Source organism: Pedobacter deserti, assembly GCF_024436415.1.
Taxonomy (GTDB): Bacteria; Bacteroidota; Bacteroidia; order Sphingobacteriales; family Sphingobacteriaceae; genus Pedobacter; species Pedobacter faecalis.
In genome coordinates this window covers 588,516-609,090 of record NZ_JAFMZQ010000001.1, presented here as the reverse complement: position 1 = coordinate 609,090, position 20,575 = coordinate 588,516, and the positions used below count along the sequence as shown (strand labels likewise).

The window sequence follows — 20,575 nt, the reverse complement described above, 5'->3', positions numbered from 1 at the left end:
CAGGGAAACGGGTATACTTTTTGATTTGTAACTCTTTGAAAAACATACACTACGACAATGGGAGCATATTTTATATTAATAATCCCGGTTCTACTTCTGAGCATGTTCGTGCAATGGCGATTTAAAAGTAAGTTTGCACAGTATGCGGAAATGCAATTGAATTCGGGGTTTTCGGGTAAAGAGGTGGCGGAACGGATGCTGCATGATCATGGTATTTTTGATGTACAGGTAATGAGCACAGACGGACAGTTGTCTGATCACTATAATCCTGAGAATAAAACAGTCAATTTAAGTACTGATGTTTATTACGGGCGAAGTGTTGCAGCGGCAGCAGTAGCAGCGCATGAATGCGGTCACGCGGTTCAGCATGCGAAAAGCTATGCGTGGCTCAGTTTGAGAAGCAGTATGGTCCCTATAGTAAGTATTACGTCGAATTTGCTTCAGTGGGTATTGATTATTGGGGTCTTTTTAATAGCCTTTACCTTTAACCCTATTGTTTTGGCTATTGGTGTGGCCGGTCTGGCGCTGATTACGCTCTTCAGCATAATTACCCTGCCGGTTGAATTTGATGCGAGCAGGCGGGCGCTAAACTGGCTTAAATCGAATCGTGGGGTCTTAGCTACTACACAGGAGCATGTACAGGCCAAGGACGCACTGTGGTGGGCGGCTATGACTTACGTGGTGGCGGCGTTAGGCGCAATGGCCAATCTGCTGTATTACCTGTCTATTTTATTCGGCCGCAACAGGGACTAGGAGATTAGTTGAGCCGGTAAGGCACGATCAGCTGGAACTGGGGAATTTCAACAATAAACTCCGTGTCGTCGCTGAAGCGATGCATCAGATAGTTGCCTCTCATACTTCCCATATCTGTAGTAAGATGGCATCCGGAAACATAGGAGTGGCTATTGCCTGGCTGAAGCACCGGTTGTAAACCTACTACCCCCTCGCCTTCTACTTCTCTCTGCATCCCGTTTGAGTCGAAAATGAACCATTGGCGGCGTTTGAGCTGGATGGTTTGGTCGGTAAGATTTTCGATAGTGATACGATAAGCAAACATAAAGTGCTCTCCTTCCGGACTCGAATATTCGTCCTGAAAAGTTGTCTCAACGGAAATCTTAACGCCTTGTGTTATTGCTGTAACCATGATTCCTGATATTTATCTGCGATTTCATCCAGAATGCTGTGGATGGTGCTGATGTCTTCTTCTTTGACGAGTTGCATGCGATAGGGTTTAAAGTCGGGCAGCCCTTTGAAATAGTTGGCGTAATGCCTTCTCATCTCAAATATTCCAACCCGCGGTCCTTTCCATTCGATAGATTTTTCGAAGTGTGTACGGCATACAGAAATACGCTCTTCGATAGTGGGTGGCGGAAGAACCTGACCAGTGTTGTAGAAATGGCGTATTTCCCGGAAGATCCAGGGATAGCCGATAGCCGCTCTTCCGATCATGATTCCGTCAACTTCATATTCCAGGCGCCAGTCTGCCGCCTTTTGGATGCTATCTACATCTCCGTTACCAAAAATAGGTATCTTGATTCTTGGATTCCGCTTTATCTTTCTTATAAGGGTCCAGTCTGCCTCCCCTTTGTAGAGCTGGGCCCTGGTTCTACCATGTATGGTAAGCGCCTGGATGCCTATGTCCTGAAGTCTTTCCGCAACTTCTTCAACGTTTTTGGTGTTGTCATCCCAACCCAAACGGGTCTTTACGGTAACAGGTAAATGTGTAGCCTTTACTACCGCGTCGGTCATCTTAACCATTTTATCTATATCCTGAAGGAGGCTTGCACCAGCTCCGCGACAGGCAACGTTTTTAACCGGGCAGCCATAGTTTATATCCATCAGGTCTGGTCCGGCCAGGGTAGCTATTTCGGTAGCTTCGCGCATGTGGTCTATTTCACTCCCGAAGATCTGTATACCGATAGGGCGTTCGTATTCAAATATGTCCAGCTTAGCTTTACTTTTCGCTGCATCCCGGATCAGTCCCTCCGACGAGATAAATTCGGTATACATCATATCTACCCCGTTCTGTTTGCAGACAAAACGAAATGGCGGATCACTCACATCTTCCATCGGGGCGAGCAATAATGGGAACTCACCCAGATCTATATTTCCTATCTTTACCGACATTTTCTATCTTCAAGCCAAATTTGAGTACAAAGGTACTCAATATGCATAATGAATTTTATACAAAAAGATAAAGCGGAGAATACGCCCTATATTCAGATCGTTCTGCTGCTTGCCTATGCGCTGATCGGCTTTGTCGTTTCGTCGGTAATTGCTATAGCTGTGCTGGTGGGAATGTATGGCATGGAAATGCTGGCTAACCCCCTTTTGCTGACCAGTGGAGAAAATGAATACCTGCCTGGTTTACGGCTGTTGCTTATCGCGAATTCTGTGGGCCTTTTCCTTTTCCCACCGCTCCTTTTGTCGTTTACAGAGAAGCGGTCGCCTTATGCTTTGTATCATTTTGAGCCGCTTCAACTGCGACTGTTTGCTATGGTGTTTGGAATTGTACTTGTGTCGATGCCCTTTATGGAATGGGTAGCCATTGCAAACCAGAAAATGGTATTGCCCTATTTCTTGCAGGATTTGGAACGCTGGATACGGATGAAGGAGGACGAAAACATGCGTACCACGCTGATTTTGCTGAAAATGGCGTCTGTAAAGGATCTGTTGATCAATCTTTTCATGATAGCCCTGCTGCCTGCCGTTGCGGAAGAATTGATGTTCCGGGGCGCCGTGCAGCGCATTTTCGGGAGGTTTTTTAGCAATATACATGTGGCGATATGGCTTTCAGCAATATTGTTTAGTGCAATCCATGTGCAGTTTTATGGCTTTGTTCCACGTATGCTGCTTGGTGCAGCCTTTGGATATCTGTACTTCTGGAGCGGAAGTTTGTGGTATGCCATTGTTGCGCACGGCTTGAATAATGCCTACGCGGTATTGGCGGCCTGGTATATGCAGCAAAAAAATATACCATTATCGGAAGATTCAGTGAGCACTCCTCAATTTACCTGGTATGCATATGTGGTAAGCTTTGTGCTGACGATAGCTGCATTCCGCTACTTTAAAAAACAAGCCAAATGAAAACACGGGCAATTACTGCATTTTTTTTTACGATCGTCATGCTGGGCTCTATCCTGCTGGGTGGCTATACGTTTACGGTGTTTTATTTGTTGCTAAGTCTGGCAGCACTGCTGGAATTTTTTAAGCTGATAAAAACGTCTGGCATCAGGCCGCACAGGAATGTTGCACTGGTGGCAGCGGCACTTATTTTCTTAATGACGGCGGGCTTTCATTACCTGAAATTTGAGTCGAAATTCCTTTTCCTGCTGGTACCGCTGATTTTTTCAGTTTTTATCACGGAGTTGTACAAAAAGTCCAAAATCCCTTTTGCGAATATCTCTTACACTTTTGTTGGCTTTATATATGTAACCATCCCCTTCTGTTTCTTCTTCTCACTGGGGTTTTTGTATAATGGGAATTCCTACAGTTTTCATCTGCCTCTTGCGTTCTTACTGATGCTGTGGGCAAGTGACACGGGCGCTTATCTGTTTGGTGTTAAGTTTGGCAAAACGCGATTGTTTGAGCGCCATTCTCCTAAGAAGTCCTGGGAAGGACTGGGCGGCGGAATGCTGACGAGCCTGCTGGTTTCCTATGGTATATCACTTTGGTTTACCGAGATAAGTTTACTTGTATGGGCCGGAATGGCCTTTTTAATCGTTTGTTTTGGAACGCTGGGTGATCTGGTGGAGTCGATGCTGAAGAGAAGTCTGAACGCAAAAGATTCGGGATCTTTACTGCCCGGTCATGGTGGAGTGCTTGATCGTTTCGATGGGTTATTAATCGCCGCACCGGTGGTGTATGCCTATCTGTATCTGATTATAAACTAGATTCATGCGGGTGTGCAGCCTGTCCGGTAAAATATTCGGCATCTGCCAGGTATTTCAATATGGATTCAGGGTCCTTGTCGCTTATTTCGTGCTGGCTAAACTCCTGCAGGTGGCTTAGCTTAAGCAGTGAACCGCAACCGGCATCAGTAAATAGTTTGCTCAGCTTTTCGTTCTGATGGATATGATAGGCGTTGAAGGTCGACAGTTTATCTATCATCAAATGTTTTTTGTCTTCCTTCTCGAGGTCTATAAGCTTTTGCAGTTTCCGTCCTTCCGGGGTGTTGTCATTCGTCAGGAACAGGAATGTGCGGATAATAAATCGATTATCGTCTAATGTAACCAGCAGGTAACCCACTTTTTCATCTGATATGTAAAATGGTACCAGGCTTCGGGAGTTTTCCCGGTGGTACTCGATATCATCTTGCTCAAAGGTTAGAAATACGATAGAATGCATGATACCAGGGGTGATGTCAATTCGTTCCTGAAGCCTGTTTAAAGCGTGCTGCTGGATGTATACATCGAGCGGCATGTCGATGCCCCGCGATTGAAATCCTAGCTGAGAAGGCTTTATTTTTGACCATACCTGCTTAAGTTCTGGGTCGACCCATCCGAGACGGTATACGACGCGTTTTTCTCCGTCGATGATCATACTGCTCTTTTCTGTTTTGAACTCATGGATCATGATGTCATTATGCTGGCTGAGCATATTGCAGGCCGCTGTCTGATTAATGTCGGCCTTAATGATACTTCGGTTATAATCGCTCAAAAAGAGTGTTACATCCTGCATAAGTGTCGCCATCATATCCATGATCAAATCGTGGCTTTCTGTTTCGGGAAAATAGTCACTAAGCGATTCGCGGACCTGATCGGCATGTGCAAAGTAATTGTCGGACATGACCGATACGTAGTTGATAAGAATCAGCCCTTCGGAGAAAAGCAGGTTTAACGGTACTTTGTTCCCGTTGGTAAGCCCAATGAACTGATCTTCCATAAACCTGTTCATGAGTTTGTTAAACTGTATAACGAGGGACTTGGACATATCTGACCCGGGTGCGGCCTTGGCTTTAAGGACCGGGTATCTGGATTCATATATTTGTTCAAGCGCTGCGGGGGGGAATTTTTTAAATATGCCCGGACCCGCAAGCATGTCGCACATGTAGGCGATGCGCTCCATAAAACGCTTCTTGTGTCGCATGGCCTGCGCTTTGGCTTCTGCTGGGTTATACTTCTTTTTTGCTTTGGCCATGAGTCTCAGGTTTCTTTAATGCAATACCATTTCGAGCATTTCAACTGCTTCGTCTACTGTGTTTAAGTTATCAAAAGCGATGCGCAAACTGTCTTTAACTTCTTTAAGATTGCATAGTCTGGGATGCATCTGCGCAAAGTGCAGAATCTTATTGAATGTATTGGAATCAAAAAAAGGTGATTGCTTATCTGACACAAAGTAACCACGTAATATTCCTTTTTTGAACGTTATTTTTTCAAAGGCAAGTTTTTTAGCCACCCATTGTAAACGTAATACGCTAAGCATGGTTTGTACCTGCTTCGGAACCGGACCAAATCTGTCGCGCAGGGATTTTTCAAAGGCTTCCAGCTGTGTGTTATCCTCTATCTTCGATAGTTCTGTATACAGATTATACCGCTCAGTGATGTTGGTTACATAGTTGTCTGGAATGTATAACTCCAGATCAGTATCTATTTGAGTGAAGGTTACAAACGGTTTTTCCGGCTGATCTTTGAACAGGTCTTTAAATTCATCGTCCTTTAATTCCTGTATGGCTTCGTCGAGTATTTTGTGATACATCTCAAATCCGATTTCGGCAATAAAACCACTTTGTTCTGCTCCCAGAAGGTTACCGCTGCCGCGGATATCCAGATCGCGCATAGCGATATTGAAACCACTGCCCAGATCGGAAAACTCTTCAATGGCGCTGAGGCGTTTTCGTGCTTCAGAGGTTAGTGTGCTGAGCGGAGGACTAAGCAGATAGCAGAATGCTTTCTTATTGGAACGGCCCACACGACCACGCATCTGGTGCAGATCGCTTAACCCAAACATATGTGCATGATTAATGATGATGGTGTTCGCGTTGGGAATATCGAGGCCTGCTTCGATGATTGTAGTTGCTACAAGTACATCTTTTTCTCCGTTTATGAAGTCGAGCATAACATCTTCAAGCTGGTCGCCATCAAGCTGACCATGAGCAATACCTATGCGCGCCTTGGGTACCAGTCGATGTATTAACCCGCCAAGCTGGGGCAGGTCGTTTACCCGGTTGTGGATGAAAAATACCTGTCCGCCACGGTCAAGCTCGTACTGGACCGCCTCCTGGATCAGTTTATCATTGAATACGTGCAGTTCAGTATTTACCGCCTGCCGGTTTGGCGGTGGCGTACTCATAATGGAAAGATCCCTGGCGCCCATCAGGGAGAAGTGAAGCGTACGGGGAATGGGCGTAGCAGTAAGCGTAAGTGTGTCTACATTGACTCGTAACGCCCTCAGTTTTTCCTTTGAGGAGACACCGAATTTCTGTTCCTCATCGATAATCATAATGCCAAGGTCCTTAAATTTCACATCCTTACTTAAGAGTCGGTGCGTGCCAATGATAATATCAACCTTTCCTTCTGAAACTTCCTTCAGCGTGTCTTTAATCTGTTTGCTGGTTTTAAAGCGATTTATATAATCGACTTTACAGGGAAAGTCTTTTAAGCGGCTTGAAAACGTTTTGAAGTGCTGGAGCGCCAGAATTGTGGTGGGGACAAGTACTGCTGCCTGCTTGCCGTTTGCAACGGCTTTGAAAGCCGCACGAATGGCTATTTCGGTTTTGCCGAAACCTACATCGCCACATACCAACCGGTCCATAGGATGCGGGGCTTCCATATCCCTTTTGACGTCGCTCGTGGCCTTTACCTGGTCGGGGGTATCCTCATAAATAAACGAGGCCTCAAGCTCTGTCTCCAAAAAGCCATCGGGAGCGAAAGCGGTACCGATCTGAGCTTTGCGCATGGCATAGAGCTTGATCAGGTCGCGCGCAATGTCTTTAACTTTTTTTTTTGTTGTTTTCTTCAGCTTGTCCCAGGCTTCCGTCCCAAGCTTATTCATTTTGGGAGCCGTGCCGTCTTTGCCGGTGTATTTGGCAATCCGGTTCAGGGAATTGATATTCACATACAAAAGATCATTATCGGCATAAACAAGCCGGATCATTTCCTGTGTCTTTCCGTTTACATCTACTTTTTCCAGCCCAGCGTATTTTCCGATTCCGTGATCGATATGGGTGACATAGTCGCCAGGTTTGAGATCGCGTAGCTCTTTCAAGGTGATCGCCTGACTTCGCTGGTAGCCTCTCTTTAGCTTATATTTATAAAAGCGGTCGAAAATCTGATGATCGGTATAAAACGCAACATGTTGACCAGCATCGATAAAGCCCTCCCTCAGAGAGATATTTACCGGCGTAAACCGTGCTGTTTTGTCGATATCATCCAGAATGGCATACAATCGCTCTGTTTGTTTGGATGAAGCGCTGAATATGAAATTGTGAACGCCTTCTTTTTCGTTTGCTTTCAGGTTGTGAATAAGCAGTGAGAAATCTTTGTTGAAAGATGGTTGAGGCCTTGTTTCGAAATTGAGGAGATGTTCAGTTTTATAAAAGAACTGTTTTCCAAACTCGATCAATGTGAAATCCTGCAGCGTGTCAGCCAGCATCTTTTCGTCTGAAAAAGCGAATTTCGGATCAATCCAGTCGGCGTTTTCCTGTTTTTCTTTACTGGGAAGTGCTTTCCAAAGCTCTACAGCTTTCTTGTATCCGGACTTCGTGATGTCGAGCGTAAATTCCACGTCTTTGAACCAAAGTTGCGTGTCAGAATCGATATAATCCAACAGACTGATGTTGTTCTCGGTAAGATATTTGGACTGGACGTTTGGAATGATCGTAAGCAGATTAACGTCCTCCACAGACAATTGGCTCTCTATGTCGAATGTTCTTATGCTTTCCACTTCATCGCCGAAAAATTCGACACGATAGGGAAGATCATGGGAGAAAGAAAATATGTCTACAATACCACCTCTTATAGAAAATTGTCCGGGTTCATAGACGAAATCGGTTCTTTCAAAATCGTAATCTATCAGAAATTCATTTATGAAGTCTATGCCGAGTTTGGCGCCAAGGCTAATCTCAAGTGTGTTTTTTTCAAGTACTGACCGGTTTATAACCTTTTCCGCCAATGCTTCGGGGTAGGTGACCACCATGCGTCCGTATTCGGAATGATGGTTGAGCTCGTTGAGCACTTCTGCCCGGGCCAGCACGTTTGCCGTATCAACCTGGGTGAATTCAAATGCTTTACGAAATGAGGATGGAAACAGCAGCACTTCGTTATCGAGTATACTCTCCAGATCTGATTGGAAGTAGGCTGCCTCTTCCCTGTCGGGCAAAACAAAGAGCATGGGTTTATGCAGCAGGAAATAGCTGGCGACAGCAACAACGACGTCTGATGACCCGACCAAACCACGCATTTGAACTTTTGTCCCCTTGCCTGTATTCAATGACTTTGCAAGGGACTCTACCCTGCTGTCCGTCTTGTATCTGTTAATGAGGTCGCGGATATTCACACTACAAATGTAAGACTTATGAGTATTTTAGCTGTAACAATGGTCCTATTAATCAATCTTAGTAATAAATTGCATCATGAAGTGGTTTAGCCAGATGCCTTTGGAGCTTACTTTCTGGGTGATGGCGATTGTGCTTCTGGCGACTGCAGAACCGGTAACCCACCACGACGCAAATCATTTGACATTATGTCCGGTTGCGTTGCTTGGTCTGGACTGGTGTCCGGGTTGTGGGATCGGGAGAGGAATCACTCAAGTGCTGCATGGGAATATAACGGAGAGCTGGAATCATCACAAACTGGCCATTCCTGCACTGCTGGTCATCGCATGCCGGGTTGTTGACCTTAGCGGATTTAGACGAAACCATTTAAATATTATATCAGGAGGAAAAAAACATGTATGATTCACCATTTATGACATTGCCCGGGATTACACCTCAAGAGTATTCCTATTTACAAACAGCGACTACGGGGTTCAGTGACCAGCAGTTGAGGGGATTTTTGATGATATATGGCAGTAAACGAAGAAATCCTGACGATATGGTTCTGTACGCGATCCTTGGTTTTTTCGTTCCGGGCTTACCGAGATTTCTTGTTAACCAAATTGGGATGGGTGTCCTCTATTTTTTCACGCTTGGATTGTGCTTTATTGGAACGATCATAGACCTGGTAAATCATAAAAACCTTGCATTTGAATATAACCAGCGTATGGTATTTGAGAGCCTGCAAATGGTGAAGATGGGTAATATACATTGACGATATGTATATTTAGTGCATGAAGTTAGGTATTTTAATTAAGCACCTTGAATCTTTTGCTCCGCTGCAATATCAGGAGGATTACGATAATTCCGGACTCCTTGTGGGTAATCCGGATCAGGAAATATACGGCGCTTTGGTGGCGCTTGATTGTACGGAAGACATTATAGGGGAAGCCATAGCAAATAGCTGCAACCTGGTGATTACACATCATCCTATCATTTTTAAGGGATTGAAACGAATTACGGGGTCTACGTACACGGAACGTGTAGTTCAAAAGGCACTCAAAAATGATATAGCTATTTACGCAATACATACCAACCTGGATAGTGTGAAGCACGGTGTGAATGGAGTGATTTGTAAGCGCCTTGGGCTCAGAAACACCCGTGTACTGAGGCCTAAGGGCGATTTGTTGAGAAAGTTGGTTACTTTTTGCCCTATGGCTCACGCGGATGAAGTTAGGGAAGCGCTGTTTTCGGCGGGTGCGGGACACATTGGTCAGTATTCCGAGTGTAGCTTTAACAGTCCGGGCTTTGGTACTTTTAAAGCAGGGGAAGGAACCGAACCCTATGTTGGGGAACGGGATATTCTTCATGAGGAGTCGGAGCTCCGTATAGAGACCGTTTTCCTCGCTAAAGACCAGCGTAAGATCTTGCTCGCGCTGCTTGAGTCGCACCCTTACGAGGAGGTGGCATACGATATTATTCCACTCGCAAACGGTTTGGATACTGTTGGTTCGGGTATGATAGGATGGCTTGAACAGGAGACGGACTGCCTTCAGTTTATGAACTTCTTAAAAGACAGAATGGACACAAACCTTATCCGGCATACCACATTGCTTCCAAAGAAAATAAGACGGGTTGCCGTTTGCGGTGGTTCGGGAAGTTTTCTGATCAAGGACGCAATAGCGCAGCATGCCGACGTGTTTATTACATCTGATTTGAAATATCATGAGTTTTTTGATGCGGACGGAAAAATAGTGCTGATGGACATCGGACACTTTGAAAGTGAACAATTTACATGCGACCTGTTGATAGACATTATTCAAGAAAAATTTCCTAACTTTGCAGTCCGCTTAACGGAGCGTAATACAAACCCGATAAATTATTTTGTTTAATGGAACAAACTGTAGAACAAAAGCTAAAAGCTTTGTACGAATTACAAACCTTACACACCAAAATTGATAAGATACGTCAGATCCGCGGTGAACTTCCTATGGAGGTGGCTGATCTTGAAGATGAGGTTGCTGGTCTGGAGACCCGCATTCAAAAGTTCAAAGCCGAACTGGATGATACAGAAGATGCCATTGTAACCCGCAAGAACATGATCAAGGAAGCACAAAACCTGATCAAGAAATACGAGACCCAACTTAAAGAGGTTAAAAACAACCGGGAATACGATGCTTTAACCAAGGAGGTAGAAATTCAGAATCTTGAGATTCAGGTATGTGAGAAGAAAATCAGAGAATACGGATTTGAAATCACCCAGAAGAATGAGGTTTACGAAAAGGCACTTGAGGATTTGGAGCTGAGGAAGAAAGATCTTGAAGTGAAAAAATCAGAGCTTCAGACAATCACCGCAGAGACCGAGAAGGAAGAAGATACCCTGACAAAGCGGTCGGAGGAAGCTTCAACTCAGATCGAAGAGCGTCTGCTTACTGCATATAATAGACTTAGAGGAAATGCTAATAATGGTTTGGCGGTTGTGACAATCGACAGGGATTCATGTTCTGGTTGTTTCAATCAAATACCTCCGCAAAGGCAATTAGATATACGTCAACGCAAAAAGATCATAGTATGTGAACACTGTGGTCGTATTTTGGTAGACGAGGCCTTAACTCAGGAAGTGATGGAGGAGGCGTAACAGCGTTTTAAATTATTATTGAGGCCGCCCGATAGGGCGGCTTTTTTTGTGCTTAAGAATTAAAACCGATAAAATATTTAGTTTTTAGAAAAATTTGATTTTATTTTGATGTAGTTTGGCGGATTTGTGATTTTATATTACGTTTGTATAAAATATCTGTGATGAGTAAGAAAACGTGTCTATATTGCGGTGCCGTGCTTAAGGGCCGATCTGACAAGCAAAGCTGTGATGATCAATGCAGAAGCGCAAAGAACCGGACGGATAACAAGAGTACAGAAGCGGGAAGGCGGGTGGGGAGGGCACTACGTAGAAACAGAGATATCCTTCTTAAAGTAAACCCATCAGGTTCAAAGCGCGTCCTGATCGCTGATTTGATTGAGCAGGGTTATCAACCTGAATTTTTCACATTTCTTCGAACTGGCGAAAGTGGAGTTTATTTCGGGGTTTATGAGACCGTAATTGTACCCGTTGACTCCCAGTATTGGCAACTCACCCGGATTAACACGTTGGTGTAGTTGTATTGCACCCAGTCTACTCTTTACCTTTAGATCGCCCTCTGCCCTGTGTTTTCCGTTCCGGTAGATTCTTGTAAAATGGGGCCTGGATCTCCGCATTGATTAGCTCTCCCGGCATAATTCCAAATATTATCTCCAGTTTTCTGACCTTCGTATAAGGGATATCCTTATTGCTAGTGAGAGGAATTTTACCGTAGTTTATGAAAGTATTAACTGAGACGTCTAACAATTCATGGATTATGGGAGCTAAATTTCTATGATCTTTCTGTTGCAAGCTTTCCAGCAATTCGATAATTTTATACTTATACATGTGAGCCTTTTATTTTTTATCAAAACGTTAGGCTACAAAAATATGTCGTTGAAAATAATTTGCCCAAGTATAACCGGTTAATTTAAATTGACTGGAGTCAGTTACAAATTACTTTAATGAAAATCATCGACCATAAAGACAAACAGTTCCTTTGGTCCGTGGGCGCCTAGTACGAGTGTCTTTTCAATATCAGCGGTGCGGCTAGGGCCGGTTACTGTACTGATCATTGAGGGCAACTGATTTCCGTACTTATTGCGCATTTGAGTGAAGGCGTCTTTAATGTCCATAACAAGCTGGCCAGTTCGTGCTACAACGATATGATGATGCGGAAATATACTGAGCCTCCGTCCGGCAGCATTGTTATTAGAAAGCATTACAGAGCCGTTTCGCGCAATAAGTGCTTCACAGAGGGTTATTCCAACCTCGGCAAATTCAAAGTCCTTATCTGTCTTATAAAAGGGGAATTCGTACTGTGTGAGTAGAGCTTGAAGTTCCGGCTCCCAGCAGTATATTTTCCTCCATTTAAACTGGTCTGCAAGCTGAAGGATATTTTCCATGAATTCCAGCCCGTTTTCGCAATAGATGAAATGACCAGACACAGCAGTAAGCTGCTCTGCAAATAAGACCTCAGGAATCTCTGTTGCCTCTTTGTATACGGGAGTATCTTCTATATTAGGATAAGGATTATCCCTCTTCTCAAGGAGGGCTTTCCTTATCCTTTTTAGCATGAGTTCTTTTGGTGTGATGTTTTCGTGCATCGCCAAAGGAATTATTCCGACGGGGTGTTTGGCAGATTGACGGTCACCGGAGAATCGTTCGTTTCAGTGACGCCATCGTGCAAAAGCCCTTCGGCTGCCGGTTTTTGGTCGCCTGTGCCGTTAACAAACTCGTCGTAAGTTGTCCGGTTGTCAAAAGGCCTCTTTCCTAAGATCTCCTCGAGATCTGTTTGAAACAGAATTTCCTTCTCGATCAGTTTCTGAGCAAGTTTTTCCAGCCCGTCGCGCTTCTCAGTCAGCAATTGTTTGGTACGATCGTAGACTTTAGCGATCATGCCGCGGACTTCGCCGTCAATCAATTCAGCAGTTTTTTCAGAATATGGTTTACTAAAGTTGTATTCGTTCTGAGGATCGTGAAAAGACACATTGCCGACCGAATCATTCATTCCATAAATAGTCACCATAGCATAGGCTAGCTTAGTGATGCGCTCCAGGTCATTTTGTGCTCCGGTAGAGATTTTACCAAATACGATATCTTCTGCAACCCGGCCACCCATGGTCATACACATGCCGTCCGTTAACTGTTCGGTTGTATATAAAAACTGTTCTTTAGGCAGATATTGGGCATATCCTAATGCCGCAACACCACGAGGAACTATAGAGACCTTAACCAGCGGGTCTGCGTGTTCCAAAAACCATCCTGCGATTGCGTGGCCAGCTTCGTGATATGCTACAATCCTCTTTTCTTCAGGAGATATGATCTTGTTCTTTTTCTCCAGTCCGCCGATTACCCGGTCGACCGCATCCTGAAAATCCTGCATATCTACCGTTTCCTTATTTCGTCTGGCTGCAATAAGCGCAGCCTCATTACATACATTCGCTATTTCCGCACCGGCAAAGCCCGGGGTTTGGGCCGATAGTTTCTTTGCATCAACCTCTGGGGCCGTTTTTATCGGTTTAAGATGGACTTTGAAAATCTGCTCGCGACCAACCAAATCTGGCTTGTCTATGGAAATTTGCCTGTCAAACCTTCCGGGCCTCAATAAGGCAGAGTCCAGCACGTCCGGACGGTTCGTAGCAGCAAGTATAATAATGCCAGAGTCAGTTCCGAAACCATCCATTTCTACTAATAACTGGTTCAGCGTGTTTTCGCGCTCATCATTTCCGCCCATCATGCTGTTCTTACCACGTGCACGTCCTATAGCGTCAACCTCATCAATAAATATGATACACGGTGCTTTATCTTTAGCCTGTTTGAACAGATCTCTTACGCGGGAAGCTCCAACGCCCACAAACATTTCGACAAAATCTGAACCGGAAAGAGAGAAAAATGGAACCTGCGCTTCTCCCGCTACGGCTTTCGCAAGTAAGGTTTTACCCGTGCCCGGAGAACCTACAAGCAATGCGCCTTTTGGAATTTTACCACCAAGGTTTGTGTATTTTTTAGGGTTCTTAAGAAAATCAACGATCTCCATCACCTCCTGCTTTGCTTCTTCCAGACCCGCGACATCGTTGAAAGTGACGCTTACCTGGCTTTCTTTATCAAATAGGGTAGCCTTGGATTTTCCAATATTGAAGATTTGTCCGCCTGCTCCCCCTGCGCCACCACCCATACGGCGCATAATGAACATCCAAAACCCTATAAACAGCAACACGGGAATAATTACGGTGAAAAACCAGGAATTAAATGAACTTTGCCGGGTTTCCTTTTCAGCCAAAATACGCTGATCAGGAGGAAGTGACGCCTGAGATTCCTTTAGTTGCTCGTCCACCGCGTCCATAGATCCAGCGGTATAGTATACTGCCGGGCCGCCTGAGCTAAAATTTCCTTTCGGCTGATATTTTTTATACTTAGGATCGCTTAGCCGATCTTTTTTGATATAGACTTCGACTTTCACCAAATCTTCATGTTTATACGCAACCAGCTTCTGCACATCGCCAGGCAGAAGCATTTGTTTCTCAAATTCACGATAGTCTATTTTCGTCGCCGTGTCGGAATTGAAAAAGAAGTTCAAAAAGATCAACCCAAGTATAAGCGCTGCATAGACCCAGAAGATATTGAATTTAGGCCCCTTCTGTGGCTTTTTTGGAATATTGGGGATCCTTTTAATAAGTTTCGGTTTTGTATTTTGGTCTTCTTTCATTTGTCTTGGATATTATTGTTTAGGCGCTTTTATATGACGTTGCCTGGGCATCTCCCCACAAATCTTCAATGCCATAGAATTCGCGCTTTTCCGTTTTAAAAATATGTACTACGATGTCAAGGTAATCCAGGATAATCCAGTCCGCAACATCGTGTCCCTCTTTACGCCAGGGATCTGTTTGTGTGGCTTTAAAAATTTCTTCTTCTACGCTGTCGGCAATGGCTTTAACCTGAGTAGACGAATTGGCACTGCATATGATGAAATAATCGGAAACGGAACTATTAAGGTTTCTCAAATCCAAACGCACGATATCATTTCCTTTTTTTTCCTGAATGCCTTGAACGGCAACTTCTGAGAGGTATGTAGAAAGGTTTCCTATTTTCTTTTTTACCATTAAATAACTTAAGTTTGATTAACAAATATACGATCAACACTTGCAAAATAACACTTTTCCAACATTATTTGTTGGTCACAATCTGATCAGATTATCTTCGGTGGGTTCTACAAATGACTTTCTCAAAATGATGTTGTCAAATTCCGAGCCACTGTTGGAAGGCACTGTAATTATGGCAGATAACCAATTTGCGGGGCGAGGGCAATACAGCAGTTCGTGGCAGTCTGAGCCTGGCTCAAACTTGACGTTCAGTATCTTCTTAAAGCCGGGTTTCGTCCCGCTCGAAAAGCAGTTCTTATTGAATATGGCAGTTTGCGTGGGCATAAATGAGGTTTTATGCAAGCTCACTCCTTCTGGCTTTTCGGTCAAATGGCCGAACGATGTGTATTACCAGGATCGAAAGGTTGGCGGCGTTCTCATCGAAAATGGCGTCTCTGAAAGAATAATAAGTTACAGCATTGTCGGAATAGGAATAAATGTCAACCAGCAGAACTTTGATGGTCCAGGTCTTGCAAAGGCAGTTTCAATAGGTAAAATTTTACAGCAGCATGTCGATTTGCAAGATCTTTTAAGGCAGATATGTGGTGGCATTGAAGCCGAATATCTGAAATTGAAGGCAGGCAGACAGCAAGATCTGCATGAAAGGTATCTGTCTATTCTTTATCGCCGTGGTATAACCGCGCAATACGAAGATAAAACGGGTGCGTTTGACGGGGAGATAACCAGGGTGGATGAACGTGGCGTTATGTTCGTAAAACGAGAGGGTAAAGATTATGAATATCGGGTTAAAGAAATAGAATTTTTACCATGACTAGGCAGAGATGCGGGAGCTAAATGAAAAATATTAAGTAATTTCACGGCCATATTGAAAATATAACAAACGATATTTTCAATGAGCAACCAAATGAATAAGATTAAAAATATAGGTGTATTAACTTCCGGGGGTGATGCTCCGGGCATGAATGCAGCGATTCGGGCTGTAGTGCGGGCGGGTATTTACTACGACTTATCCGTTACCGGGGTACTCAGGGGATATGAGGGTTTGATTAACGGTGACTTTATTGAAATGGACCGTAAATCGGTAGCTAATATCATTCAGCGTGGCGGAACGATTTTGAAGACGGCTAGGAGCGATTCTTTCCGCACCAAGGAAGGACGAGCTGAAGCTTTTAAGCAAATTAAGGAGAAGCAAATAGATGCATTGATCGTTGTTGGTGGCGACGGAACATTCACCGGGGCAAACATATTTTCTCAGGAATACGATATCCCTGTGGTAGGGTTGCCCGGCACTATCGACAATGACTTGGAAGGGACGGATTTTACCATAGGATATGATACCGCAATCAACACGGTAATTAATGCCGTTGATAAAATCAGGGATACCGCTGAGTCGCATGACAGACTGTTTATCGTTGAGGTGATGGGAAGAGACTCCGGCTTAATTGCGCTAAGAAGCGGAATAGGTGTTGGCGCGGAGGCTATTATGATTCCTGAGGCTAACATGGGCGTTGAGGGCCTTGTTACAAGGCTTGAGAACGGACGTAAAGACAAAGCTTCAAAAATCATTATTGTGGCCGAAGGCGATGAGATTGGTGGAGCTTTTAATGTTGGGGAAGTTCTTAAGAAAAAGTTTCCAGCATATGATATACGCGTATCGGTGCTGGGGCACATACAGCGCGGTGGAAAACCAAGTTGCATGGATCGTGTGTTAGCGAGCAGGTTAGGTGTAGCAGCTGTTGAGGGCCTGCTTAGCGGTCAGTCGGGCGCTATGGTTGGATTAAAAAACAGGGAAGTCATCTTTACGCCTTTTGATCATGCTATTAAGCATATTGATGCAAAGGAAATTAGTCCGGCCTGGCTCAAATTGGTTGAAATACTATCTTTATAACAAAAGGCCCCGGAGGGGCCTTTATTATTCAATGATAACGGCTGTCCCCGTGGCGGCAACCATAAGCATGCTCCCTCCATTGCCGACAGTTTCGTAGTCTAGATCTACACCAATGATCGCATTAGCGCCCATTGAGGCCGCATATTGCTGCATTTCATTAATGGCGGTGTTTTTCCCTTCGCGTAAAACCTGTTCATACGAACCGGACCTGCCTCCTACGATATCTCGGATGCCGGCAAACAAGTCTTTAAAAATATTTGCACCGATGATGGTTTCGCCAGTAACCAGCCCGATGTACTTCACGATTTTTTTGCCTTCTACTGTATTTGTTGTTGTAACTAACATACTGTGGTCTTTTTTGTATTCGACTAAAATCCTAAAGAAATGTTACAAAAGTTTTTCCAATACTTCCCGCCAGTTGTTTACGCGCTCATATTCGGTAAGCAACAGATTATGAGGAGAGGTAAACAGTAATTTCCTGCCTTTAAACCCTACGAAATTTTTGGCTCTATCGTCAATCATTACGTCTACATCAACGATCTTGTTCCCACAAAAAATAATATTCTTCCATCCTATAAAAGGGAAGTGTTCATTTAACCAGTCGTACTTATCGATCAGTGAGTTCCGGAACTCCATAGCGGCAGAGACGATATACACCTCATATTTTTCATGAAGGGCTCGTACTGCGCTCACGCTTCCTTCCAAAGGTTCCAGGTCCCTGAAAAATCCAGGTTCGTTAATATAGTCAAACCATTTGTCTTTCACTGCCTCCGGAACATGCTGATATATTTCGTTGCCAGGGATAAGAACCGTGTCGAGAGATACCCCGTAATCTCTGTTATATAATTTTATAAACTTCTTTATCGGGTCTGCCAGGACCTCATCCATGTCAATAGCTATTCTCATTACGCAGTTGTTTGTAACCAAATATGGGTATTCTGGTTTTAACCCGTGTACGTGAATTTAAAAAATATTGCATGTTGCTTATCATTAGTATTTTACTTAAATTTGCCACCCCGCAAGCACGGAGCTCCGGGAACTATGTTGAATACATAAACAAAAAGAAATGGCAACTAAAATCAGATTGCAAAGATTCGGAAAGAAAGGTAAGCCTTTTTTCCACGTAGTGGTAGCGGATTCCCGTTCACCAAGAGATGGTAAGTTTATTGAGCGTTTGGGATCATACAATCCAAACACCAATCCGGCTACCATAGAGCTTAATTTTGATAAGACCTTAGATTGGGTTAATAAAGGAGCTCAGCCAACAGATACTTGTCGTGCTATCCTGTCTTACAAGGGCGTACTATACAAAAAACACCTTGAAGGCGGCGTTAAAAAGGGTGCATTAACTCAAGAGCAGGCAGAAGCTAAGTTTGCGGAGTGGCTCAGCGCTAAAGACAACAAAATTGAAGGCAAGAAAGAGAGCCTTACAAAATCTAAAGAAGAGCTGAAGCAGGCAGCATTAGCCGCAGAGTCTAAAAAGAAGGCTGAGCGGGCAGAAGCACTTGCCGCTAAAAATGCACCTGTAGAAGAGCCAGCTGAAGAGGCTGTGGATACTGAAGAAGTAACTGCTGCCGAAGGTACAGAAGAGACTCCTGCAGCTGAGGCAAGCAGCGAAGAACAAGCATAATTTTCTCAGTACTCAATGATGGCGAAGGATTTTCTGACTGGAAAAATCCTTCGCTTTTTTTTTGAATCTATTTATAATACTCATGACACCGGAAGAGGCGTTTTATATCGGATATATCACAAAAACCCGCGGACTGAAGGGAGAAGTCCAAATTTTCTTTGAATATGACAGTCCCTCAGAGCTGGATTTAAGCGTGCTATTTGCTGATATTCAAGGCAAGATGGTACCCTTCTTTACGGCATCTTACAAATTGCATACGAATAATACCGGCTACTTTACCTTCGATGATCTGGATCACATAGACAAAGCGCAGATCCTATTAAAAAAGCGAATATATCTACCTCTCTCTAAGAAGCCGGAGCGGACGCCAGATGAGTTTTATTATGAAGACCTTGTAGGGTTTTTCGTAACCGACGAAAAACTTGGAGCACTGGGCAAAGTGATACAGGTGCATGAATATCCGCAACAGTTTGTAGCCACAGTGAAGTATCAGGAAAAGGAAATAATGTTCCCACTTACAGATGAGTTTATTCAGGAGGTCGACGATGAGGAAAAACGCCTGCTTGTTCAATTACCGGAAGGCTTGCTCGACGTTTACCTATAAATTGTAGATTTGCGCATGCGTTTCGATATTATAACCGTTCTGCCAGGCTTGCTGGAAAGCCCCTTTGCCCACTCAATTTTGCAGCGCAGTCAAAAGAAGGGACTGGCGGAAATCGTCGTACACAATCTGCGGGACTACGCGTCTAACAAGCAGAAAAGTGTTGACGACTACCCGTACGGAGGTGGGAGCGGGATGGTGATGTCTATAGAGCCTTTTGCAAAATGTATAGAAGCACTAAGGCAGGAGCGTATGTATGACGATGTTATTTTCATGACGCCAGATGGGAAGACGTTTAATCAGTCAGTAGCCAACGAACTTTCGGTTAAACAAAATCTGATTATACTATGCGGGCATTACAAAGGAATAGACCAACGCATCAGGGATTTGTATGTTACGCGGGAAATATCCATTGGGGACTATGTTTTGTCAGGAGGGGAACTTCCTGCCGCTGTAGTAGTTGATGCGGTCGTTCGCTTGATACCCGGTGTACTCAATGACGAAACCTCTGCGCTTTCAGACAGCTTTCAGGGCGATCTTCTGGACGCCCCTGTTTACACGAGGCCGGCTGACTGGAACGGGCACAGGGTGCCGGATGTCCTGCTCAGCGGACATGAAGCTAAAATCAGTGAATGGCGGTACGAGCAAGCCCTGGCGCGAACGAAAGACAGGCGTCCCGACCTGCTAAAAGATTAATGGTTGTTGAAATCAAAAGCATTGTGGAAAAAAATAAATTATGCTTTTTTTTATCAAATAATATTCATAATATTGCAATCCGATTTTTAGAGAACAAAAGTCGGCTTAATAGCTTAAAATCATGGATTTAGTAAAATTTGTTGAAGAACAGGTAGTCGCAAAAAATGAGGTTCCTGCATTCAAATCAGGAGATACAGTGAGCGTTCACTATAAGATTCGCGAGGGTAATAAAGAACGGGTTCAGATTTACCAGGGTGTTGTATTACAACGTAATAGCGTAGGTGCTAATGAGACCTTCACCGTTCGTAAAATGTCCAATGGTGTGGGTGTTGAACGTATATTCCCGATCAACTCACCAAATATCGCTAAAATTGAAGTGAATAGCTATGGTAAAGTTCGTCGTGCAAAACTATTCTATTTGCGTGAACTTACCGGTAAAGCTGCCCGCATCAAGTCAAAAAGAGTATAGCTCCATACTCCTTAAAAATATCGCCTCCAGGTTTTCTGGGGGCTTTTTTTTTATCTAAGTTTGCGGTCAACTAACTTATGAGATAGCCAAAAAGATTGGTT

The 20,575-nt window shown here is 44.1% G+C and carries 23 protein-coding genes; 14 read left to right on the top strand and 9 right to left on the bottom strand.

Annotated features, from left to right (window positions below; translation table 11 throughout):
• Positions 1-57: 57 nt before the first annotated feature.
• On the top strand, positions 58-753 hold the full coding sequence (locus J3P40_RS02820) for a zinc metallopeptidase (RefSeq protein ID WP_256002719.1): 696 nt from the start codon (positions 58-60) through the stop codon (positions 751-753).
• Positions 754-757: 4 nt separating this feature from the next.
• Here J3P40_RS02820 and apaG read toward each other — a convergent pair whose 3' ends face one another.
• Both apaG and dusB read right to left on the bottom strand, forming a co-directional pair.
• Positions 758-1,144 (bottom strand): Co2+/Mg2+ efflux facilitator ApaG/CorD, encoded by a 387-nt coding sequence (gene apaG, locus J3P40_RS02815; protein WP_256002717.1) that lies wholly within the window; start codon positions 1,142-1,144, stop codon positions 758-760.
• Positions 1,129-2,127: a tRNA dihydrouridine synthase DusB gene (dusB, locus tag J3P40_RS02810; RefSeq protein WP_256002715.1), complete on the bottom strand. Its 999-nt coding sequence runs from the start codon at positions 2,125-2,127 to the stop codon at positions 1,129-1,131. Before dusB ends, apaG begins: the two co-directional genes overlap by 16 nt.
• 48 nt (positions 2,128-2,175) lie before the next feature.
• Between dusB and J3P40_RS02805 the strand changes: the two genes are divergently transcribed.
• Both J3P40_RS02805 and J3P40_RS02800 read left to right on the top strand, forming a co-directional pair.
• Entirely contained in the window at positions 2,176-3,087 is a 912-nt protein-coding gene (locus J3P40_RS02805) for a CPBP family intramembrane glutamic endopeptidase (protein ID WP_256002713.1), read from the top strand.
• Positions 3,084-3,893, top strand: coding sequence for a phosphatidate cytidylyltransferase (locus tag J3P40_RS02800; RefSeq protein ID WP_256002711.1), 810 nt, complete (start codon positions 3,084-3,086; stop codon positions 3,891-3,893). Before J3P40_RS02805 ends, J3P40_RS02800 begins: the two co-directional genes overlap by 4 nt.
• Here J3P40_RS02800 and J3P40_RS02795 read toward each other — a convergent pair.
• A complete protein-coding gene (locus J3P40_RS02795; protein ID WP_256002709.1) occupies positions 3,883-5,139 on the bottom strand; it encodes a hypothetical protein in 1,257 nt (418 codons plus the stop codon). The two genes, J3P40_RS02800 and J3P40_RS02795, sit on opposite strands and share 11 nt — an antisense overlap.
• A gap of 15 nt (positions 5,140-5,154) precedes the next feature.
• The gene (mfd, locus tag J3P40_RS02790; protein ID WP_256002707.1) at positions 5,155-8,496 is read right to left on the bottom strand and encodes a transcription-repair coupling factor; all 3,342 of its coding nucleotides are present in this window, start codon (positions 8,494-8,496) and stop codon (positions 5,155-5,157) included.
• A gap of 76 nt (positions 8,497-8,572) precedes the next feature.
• Here mfd and J3P40_RS02785 point away from each other — a divergent pair, with 76 nt between their 5' ends.
• From J3P40_RS02785 to J3P40_RS02765, 5 genes are all read left to right on the top strand, one after another.
• Positions 8,573-8,896, top strand: coding sequence for a DUF2752 domain-containing protein (locus tag J3P40_RS02785; RefSeq protein ID WP_256002704.1), 324 nt, complete (start codon positions 8,573-8,575; stop codon positions 8,894-8,896).
• Entirely contained in the window at positions 8,889-9,248 is a 360-nt protein-coding gene (locus J3P40_RS02780) for a TM2 domain-containing protein (protein ID WP_256002702.1), read from the top strand. The genes J3P40_RS02785 and J3P40_RS02780 overlap by 8 nt, the downstream gene beginning before the upstream one ends.
• A 19-nt stretch (positions 9,249-9,267) precedes the next feature.
• Positions 9,268-10,365, top strand: coding sequence for a Nif3-like dinuclear metal center hexameric protein (locus tag J3P40_RS02775; RefSeq protein WP_256002699.1), 1,098 nt, complete (start codon positions 9,268-9,270; stop codon positions 10,363-10,365).
• A complete protein-coding gene (locus tag J3P40_RS02770) occupies positions 10,365-11,111 on the top strand; it encodes a zinc ribbon domain-containing protein (protein ID WP_256002696.1) in 747 nt (248 codons plus the stop codon). Before J3P40_RS02775 ends, J3P40_RS02770 begins: the two co-directional genes overlap by 1 nt.
• 161 nt (positions 11,112-11,272) lie before the next feature.
• Positions 11,273-11,626 carry a hypothetical protein gene (locus tag J3P40_RS02765; RefSeq protein ID WP_256002693.1) on the top strand — a complete coding sequence of 118 codons (354 nt, stop codon included), beginning with the start codon at positions 11,273-11,275 and terminating at the stop codon, positions 11,624-11,626.
• 423 nt (positions 11,627-12,049) lie between these two features.
• On the opposite strand, the gene J3P40_RS02760 is transcribed toward J3P40_RS02765, so the two are convergent.
• Genes J3P40_RS02760 through rsfS form a run of 3 tightly spaced genes read right to left on the bottom strand, consistent with a single transcriptional unit; the run spans position 12,050 to position 15,190 of the window.
• Complete coding sequence (locus J3P40_RS02760; protein ID WP_256002690.1) at positions 12,050-12,694, bottom strand: LutC/YkgG family protein; 645 nt, start codon at positions 12,692-12,694, stop codon at positions 12,050-12,052.
• A gap of 11 nt (positions 12,695-12,705) precedes the next feature.
• Positions 12,706-14,796 carry an ATP-dependent zinc metalloprotease FtsH gene (ftsH, locus tag J3P40_RS02755; RefSeq protein WP_256002688.1) on the bottom strand — a complete coding sequence of 697 codons (2,091 nt, stop codon included), beginning with the start codon at positions 14,794-14,796 and terminating at the stop codon, positions 12,706-12,708.
• A gap of 19 nt (positions 14,797-14,815) precedes the next feature.
• The gene (gene rsfS / locus J3P40_RS02750; protein WP_256002685.1) at positions 14,816-15,190 is read right to left on the bottom strand and encodes a ribosome silencing factor; all 375 of its coding nucleotides are present in this window, start codon (positions 15,188-15,190) and stop codon (positions 14,816-14,818) included.
• Between the two features lie 40 nt (positions 15,191-15,230).
• Here rsfS and J3P40_RS02745 point away from each other — a divergent pair, with 40 nt between their 5' ends.
• The gene (locus J3P40_RS02745) at positions 15,231-16,001 is read left to right on the top strand and encodes a biotin--[acetyl-CoA-carboxylase] ligase (protein WP_256002683.1); all 771 of its coding nucleotides are present in this window, start codon (positions 15,231-15,233) and stop codon (positions 15,999-16,001) included.
• 93 nt (positions 16,002-16,094) lie between these two features.
• Entirely contained in the window at positions 16,095-17,078 is a 984-nt protein-coding gene (gene pfkA / locus J3P40_RS02740) for a 6-phosphofructokinase (RefSeq protein WP_256002681.1), read from the top strand.
• A gap of 24 nt (positions 17,079-17,102) precedes the next feature.
• On the opposite strand, the gene J3P40_RS02735 is transcribed toward pfkA, so the two are convergent.
• A complete protein-coding gene (locus J3P40_RS02735; RefSeq protein WP_256002678.1) occupies positions 17,103-17,423 on the bottom strand; it encodes a heavy metal-binding domain-containing protein in 321 nt (106 codons plus the stop codon).
• A gap of 42 nt (positions 17,424-17,465) precedes the next feature.
• Positions 17,466-17,984, bottom strand: a complete 519-nt coding sequence (locus J3P40_RS02730) for a 5' nucleotidase, NT5C type (protein WP_256002675.1) — start codon at positions 17,982-17,984, stop codon at positions 17,466-17,468.
• A gap of 160 nt (positions 17,985-18,144) precedes the next feature.
• Between J3P40_RS02730 and J3P40_RS02725 the strand changes: the two genes are divergently transcribed.
• The 4 genes from J3P40_RS02725 (at position 18,145) to rplS (ending at position 20,474) form a co-directional block, all read left to right on the top strand.
• Positions 18,145-18,708 (top strand): 30S ribosomal protein S16, encoded by a 564-nt coding sequence (locus J3P40_RS02725; RefSeq protein ID WP_256002673.1) that lies wholly within the window; start codon positions 18,145-18,147, stop codon positions 18,706-18,708.
• An 82-nt stretch (positions 18,709-18,790) separates the two neighbouring features.
• Positions 18,791-19,312: a ribosome maturation factor RimM gene (gene rimM, locus J3P40_RS02720; protein ID WP_256002670.1), complete on the top strand. Its 522-nt coding sequence runs from the start codon at positions 18,791-18,793 to the stop codon at positions 19,310-19,312.
• A 15-nt stretch (positions 19,313-19,327) separates the two neighbouring features.
• A complete protein-coding gene (gene trmD / locus J3P40_RS02715) occupies positions 19,328-20,005 on the top strand; it encodes a tRNA (guanosine(37)-N1)-methyltransferase TrmD (protein WP_256002668.1) in 678 nt (225 codons plus the stop codon).
• Positions 20,006-20,126: 121 nt separating this feature from the next.
• A complete protein-coding gene (rplS, locus tag J3P40_RS02710; RefSeq protein WP_256002666.1) occupies positions 20,127-20,474 on the top strand; it encodes a 50S ribosomal protein L19 in 348 nt (115 codons plus the stop codon).
• Positions 20,475-20,575 lie beyond the last annotated feature (101 nt).